This is a genomic window from uncultured Campylobacter sp. (assembly GCF_938017705.1).
Taxonomy (GTDB): Bacteria; Campylobacterota; Campylobacteria; order Campylobacterales; family Campylobacteraceae; genus Campylobacter_B.
The window spans coordinates 1-5,028 of sequence record NZ_CALIIS010000014.1; the positions used below are offsets into that span (position 1 = coordinate 1).

Consider the following 5,028-nt stretch of genomic DNA (forward strand, 5'->3'; position numbering starts at 1 on the left):
CGCGCGGAAAAAACGGCGAAATTTTAGTTAGCGACTGGGGCGAGGATCTTTTAAGCGGCAAAATTTGGCGTATTGATGCAAACGGGCAGATACACAAAATAAACCTCGGCGCGATGCAAAGACCTGCGGACATCTCAAGCGACGGCAAGGTTTTATTGATCCCAAAATCATTGGAAAACAAAGTGGAGCTGATAAATTTGCCCTAAACCGGCCGCTTTCTTTTCGCTCCGCCGCTTTTACGCGGCGGTATCCGCTAGAGAACCGAAGCTAGTTTCTACAGTGCCGAAACCAATCGCCCTTTTTCGCGCGCACTCAAGAGCCAAATACGCCTAAAAGCCGCGTGTGCCATCTTGCGACACACAAATGCCGAGCCTGCCGTAAAATTTGCAAATCCATCTGCTCTACTTTTAAATTTTATCTCCTTAAATTTCATCGCCGCGGATATTTTTGCAGGTCGAGCGGCGCTAAATTTTAACGCGAGATTTAACGCCGAGGCGCGTTTTTACATACCGCGTCGCATCTGCGCGCGACCGAATTCTACGCGGCGGCACGACCTCTACCGCGCGCAGTATTTATAGGCTGCAAGAGCGAGCAGAGCTTATCCTTCCACGCACCGCACGGCGCGTATGTCTGTCTAGGCTGCTCGGGGTACCCGCGCGTAGAACCTATTTCTCTGTGCGCCCCTCCCACACGGCGGGAGTGTCAAGCTCTACGTATGAGTTTAAAATTTCATACGGCTCGTAACTAAATTTATACGCTAGGCTCGGGCACTGCTTCACCGCATAGCCCAAATAAATCCAGCGCAGCCCCAGATCTTGGGCGAACTCGATCTGTTTTAAAAGCGAAAATTTACCCAGACTTAGATGCGGCAGATACGGATCGTAGTAGCAATACACCGAGCTAATGCCGTCATCCACGATATCGATGAGATCGACGCAGATAAGCCGCCCGTCCTCGCCGTAGTAGGAAATTTCTTTGCCGAAGTCGCCGTGGCCCTGGACGTAAATTTCGTCATATCGCTCAAAATCGATCTCTTGCAGAGGCCAGCCCTTTTTTAGATGCATGTAGTCGTGGTAAAGCGCGAAAAGCTCCAAACGCGCATCGTTTAAAAGCGGGCGAGACTGCCACACATAGGCGGTCGTGCGATTATTTTTATAGACGCGGCGGTGCGATCTGCTAAATTTAAAATTTGCGGCATCGATGCGTAGACTTTTACACTCCGCACAGGCTGCGCAAATGGGCTTTTGAAAATACCTGCCGAAGCGGCGGTAGCCGTGCTGAACTAAGCTTGAATTATACTCAAAGTCGCAGTCTTTTACGTAGAGATACTCGCTGCGCGCGGCTCTGCCATCCAGATAGGGGCAGGCAAAATCCAGCGTGCAAAATGGAATTTCAGTCATTCAGCTTTTTGATATTTGCCGCGTCCACGTATTTTAAAAACTCGTCTTTAAGACGCTTTTCGCGTGCGGCGATGCTCTCTTTGGCTGCGTCGAATTCCCCATCCGTGACTCCATCTAAGCCACCCCCGCTTTGCAAGCTCGAATCATCATCTCTGAAAATATCTTTAAACTCGTCGCGATTTGAATCCCTCTTTTTAGGCTTTTTGGGCGCGGAGCTTGCCGCTTTATCCTTAAGCATATCCTTTTTTATATCTTTTAGGCTATCTAAAAAATCCATAACTCTTTCCTAAATCCGCGCCGATTTGCGCATCGCAGCGGCGATAGCGGCGATCGCTTCGTTTTTATTCGGCTGCATATCATCGATGGTGTTTTCTAAAATTTTGTCTAAATTTTTCTCTACGTAGCTCGTGTCGAAAAAGCCGAGTCGAAATTCGCGCGATTTGCTGATGCTGAGCAAAAACGGAATGATCGTGCGCACCCCCTCGATACGAAACTCTTTCAGCGCGCGCTCTAGTTTATTGACGGCCAGGTCGTAGTCGGTGGTTTTGATGATGAGCTTGGCTAGAAGCGAGTCGTAAAACGGCGGAATTTTATAACCTTTGTAGATATGACTATCGACGCGCACGGAAGGACCGAGTGCGGGATAATAATCGCTAACGGTGCCTGGAACGGGGGTGAAATTTTTCCAGACGTTTTCGGAGGTGATACGCGCCTCGATCGCGTAGCCGTGCGGCTTAATGTCGCTTTGCTCAAGCTCTAAAATTTCGCCGTTTGCGATACGGATCTGACGCACGACGAGATCGACGCCCGTGACCTCCTCGGTGATGCCGTGCTCGACCTGGATACGGGTATTCATCTCCATAAAATAGAGGTTGTTGTAATCATCAAGCAAAAATTCCACCGTGCCGACATTGGTATAATTCACCGCCTTCGCCGCAGCTACCGCGGTCGTACCCATCGTCTTACGTAGATGCTCGCTTATCGAGGGGCACGGCGCGATCTCGATGATCTTTTGGTGGCGGCGCTGGATCGAACAATCGCGCTCGCAGAGGTGGATGATGTTGCCATAATTGTCGCCGATGATCTGAAACTCGATGTGGCGCGGCTTGACGACGAGTTTTTCCATGAAAATTTCATCGTTATTAAAAAAGGTCTTCGCCTCCCTCGTGCACGAGTCATAGGCGCTCTCCATATCTTTCTCTTCCCACACCTCGCGGATACCGCGTCCGCCGCCGCCGCCGCTAGCCTTTAAAATCACGGGATAGCCGATCTCGCGCGCATATTTTTTAATCGTATCCATGCTCTCGTGATTTAGCTTTTCGGTGCCTGGCACGATCGGAATACCATTTTTGCGCATTAGGTAGCGAGCGATGTTTTTATTGCCCATTTTGCGGATAACGTCGGGTTTTGGACCGATGAAAATAATGCCCGCGTCCTCGACCTCTCTTGCAAAGTCGTAATTCTCACTCAAAAAGCCGTATCCAGGATGTATCGCATCAGCACCGCACTCCTTGGCGACTTCGACGATCTTTTTGGCGTCCAGATAGCCTTTTAGCGCATCGGTGCTGACTTCGTAGGCCTCGTCGGCGATTTTTACGTGTAAGCAATCGACGTCGGGTTTAGTGTAGATCGCGACGCTTTCGATATGCAGATCTCTGCAGGCTCTAATGATCCTAACCGCGATCTCGCCGCGATTAGCGATAAGAATTTTACGTATCATAAATAATTGCCTCTTTTAAAGAAATACCGCGGTAATAATAGTATAAAAAATTTTATAGCAAGTTGAAATTCATAAAAGGCGGTTGAAATTCCGGATAAAATTTGAAATAAATTAAATGGTGCCCGAGGTCGGAATCGAACCGACACGAGGTCACCCTCGCCAGATTTTGAGTCTGGTGCGTCTACCAATTTCACCACTCGGGCATTTAAAAAGTTATGATTGTATAAATTTAAAAGAGAAAAGCCCCGAAGACGGGGCTTGGAGCAAGAAAATTATTTTTTCTTCTTGCCTTTTGCAGCTGCAACAGCCTCTTTTAGCTGTTTGCCGACTTTAAATTTTACTACTTTAGTAGCAGGAGATTTGTAAGTTCTGTTTGTGCCAGGAACTTTACCCTCGCGAGCTGCACGCTCTGCAATGCCGAAAGATCCGAAGCCGATGAAGCTTATGTCATCACCTTTTACCAAAAGCTCTTTGATAGCCTCAAGTGCAGAATCTACTACCTTAACGGTATCTTTTTTAGAAAGACCTGCCTTCTCGGCAACTACTTGGATAAAATCAGCTTTTTTCATGCTAATCCTTTAAAATAAAGTGGTTTGGGCGGTATTCTACAATAGTTTCGCAAAAAATACAATAGTTTTTTAAGAAAAAAACGCAAAAATCGACAAAATTTAGCCGAATTTAGCCCAAATTCGTCAATTTTTCAGATTTCGCTTCTTTAAATTTTAAAATTTCGCCATATTTTTGGGGCTGATTTTTGAAATTTCGCCCGGTTTTGAAAAATTTTAAAATTTCTCCTCTCCGAGCTTCATTTTTATAAAATTTCGCCCAAATTTGCCGCTTTAAAATATATAAACTATATTTTGTTATAATCCGTGCAAAATTTCAAAGGTTTTTTATGACTAAAATTTTAATGATAGAGGACGATTTAGAACTCGCCGAAATTTTAAGCGAATATCTGCAACAATACGATATCAATATTACCGTCGCGGACGATCCGTTTTTGGGGCTTTCTAAGTTAAATTTAGAAAATTTCAACCTCGTGATTTTAGATCTCACGCTTCCTGGGATGGACGGGCTTGAGGTCTGCAAAGAGATCCGCAAAAACACCGATATACCGATCATAATATCAAGCGCCCGCCACGATCTGACCGACAAGATCAACGCTTTTGACTTCGGCGCGGACGATTATCTGCCAAAGCCCTATAATCCGCAAGAGCTTTTAGCGCGCATCAAACGCCACATCGAGCGCTACGACATAAACTCGCTTCAGCGCGCCGCCAAACCCAAAAAAGACCTCGAGGTGGATGATTTCCGCCACGTCATCAGCTTCAAAGGACAGCCACTGTCGCTCACCATCGCCGAATACGACGTGCTTTCGTATCTCATCAAAAAGGAAGGCGGCGCGATCACCCGCGAGGAGCTCATCTACAACTGCAGCTCCATAAGCGAGGAATCCTCGAGCAAAAGCATCGATGTCATCATCGGTCGCATCCGCCTAAAGCTCGGCGAAACGTCCAAGGCGCCAAGCTACATCCACGCCATTCGCGGCGTAGGCTATAAGCTGATACAATGAGCGCACTTGCGCCGTCAATTTTGAAATTTAAAATGGTGAAAAGCTCGATATAGCGCAAACGGGCGCAAAATGAAAGGATAAATATGATAGAGTGGATACAAAATTTTTTTAGCGGAGTGATTCCGAAGCTGCTACTAAACGCGACGCTGGAGACGCTGTATATGACCTTCGTAAGCACGGCTTTGGCGTTTATTTTGGGGCTCGTGCTTGCGATCGTGCTCATCCTTACGCGCCGCGGCGGGCTTTGCGAGAACCGCCTCGTCTACGCCGTGCTGGACGTCGTGATAAACACGCTGCGAAGCTTTCCGTTTATAATTTTGCTGATCGTGCTCTTT

At 47.2% G+C, this 5,028-nt stretch carries 5 protein-coding genes, 1 tRNA gene and 2 pseudogenes; 3 read left to right on the top strand and 5 right to left on the bottom strand.

The window, feature by feature from the left end; all coding sequences use genetic code 11:
* A pseudogene (locus Q0605_RS00905) lies at window positions 1–206 on the top strand (ATP-binding protein); the annotation flags it as partial.
* A gap of 459 nt (window positions 207–665) precedes the next feature.
* Here Q0605_RS00905 and Q0605_RS00910 read toward each other — a convergent pair.
* From Q0605_RS00910 to Q0605_RS00930, 5 genes are all read right to left on the bottom strand, one after another.
* Window positions 666–1,400 (bottom strand): arginyltransferase, encoded by a 735-nt coding sequence (locus tag Q0605_RS00910; protein WP_298703438.1) that lies wholly within the window; start codon window positions 1,398–1,400, stop codon window positions 666–668.
* Window positions 1,393–1,677: a hypothetical protein gene (locus Q0605_RS00915; RefSeq protein WP_298703440.1), complete on the bottom strand. Its 285-nt coding sequence runs from the start codon at window positions 1,675–1,677 to the stop codon at window positions 1,393–1,395. The genes Q0605_RS00910 and Q0605_RS00915 overlap by 8 nt, the downstream gene beginning before the upstream one ends.
* Window positions 1,678–1,686: 9 nt before the next feature.
* Window positions 1,687–3,120: an acetyl-CoA carboxylase subunit A gene (locus tag Q0605_RS00920; RefSeq protein WP_298703442.1), complete on the bottom strand. Its 1,434-nt coding sequence runs from the start codon at window positions 3,118–3,120 to the stop codon at window positions 1,687–1,689.
* 116 nt (window positions 3,121–3,236) lie between these two features.
* Window positions 3,237–3,323 (bottom strand) — tRNA-Leu (locus Q0605_RS00925).
* A gap of 69 nt (window positions 3,324–3,392) precedes the next feature.
* Window positions 3,393–3,689: an HU family DNA-binding protein gene (locus Q0605_RS00930; protein WP_177389243.1), complete on the bottom strand. Its 297-nt coding sequence runs from the start codon at window positions 3,687–3,689 to the stop codon at window positions 3,393–3,395.
* Between the two features lie 326 nt (window positions 3,690–4,015).
* On the opposite strand from Q0605_RS00930, the gene Q0605_RS00935 reads away from it, so the two are divergent.
* The gene (locus tag Q0605_RS00935; RefSeq protein WP_298703444.1) at window positions 4,016–4,693 is read left to right on the top strand and encodes a response regulator transcription factor; all 678 of its coding nucleotides are present in this window, start codon (window positions 4,016–4,018) and stop codon (window positions 4,691–4,693) included.
* An 83-nt stretch (window positions 4,694–4,776) separates the two neighbouring features.
* Window positions 4,777–5,028, top strand: a pseudogene (locus tag Q0605_RS00940) (methionine ABC transporter permease); the annotation flags it as partial.

Bases quoted from the DNA above. Each gene is read 5' to 3' on its own strand.
- Q0605_RS00930 (WP_177389243.1), bottom strand. From the start codon at position 3,689: ATGAAAAAAGCTGATTTTATCCAAGTAGTTGCCGAGAAGGCAGGTCTT.
- Q0605_RS00920 (WP_298703442.1), bottom strand. From the start codon at position 3,120: ATGATACGTAAAATTCTTATCGCTAATCGCGGCGAGATCGCGGTTAGG.
- Q0605_RS00915 (WP_298703440.1), bottom strand. From the start codon at position 1,677: ATGGATTTTTTAGATAGCCTAAAAGATATAAAAAAGGATATGCTTAAG.
- Q0605_RS00935 (WP_298703444.1), top strand. From the start codon at position 4,016: ATGACTAAAATTTTAATGATAGAGGACGATTTAGAACTCGCCGAAATT.
- Q0605_RS00910 (WP_298703438.1), bottom strand. From the start codon at position 1,400: ATGACTGAAATTCCATTTTGCACGCTGGATTTTGCCTGCCCCTATCTG.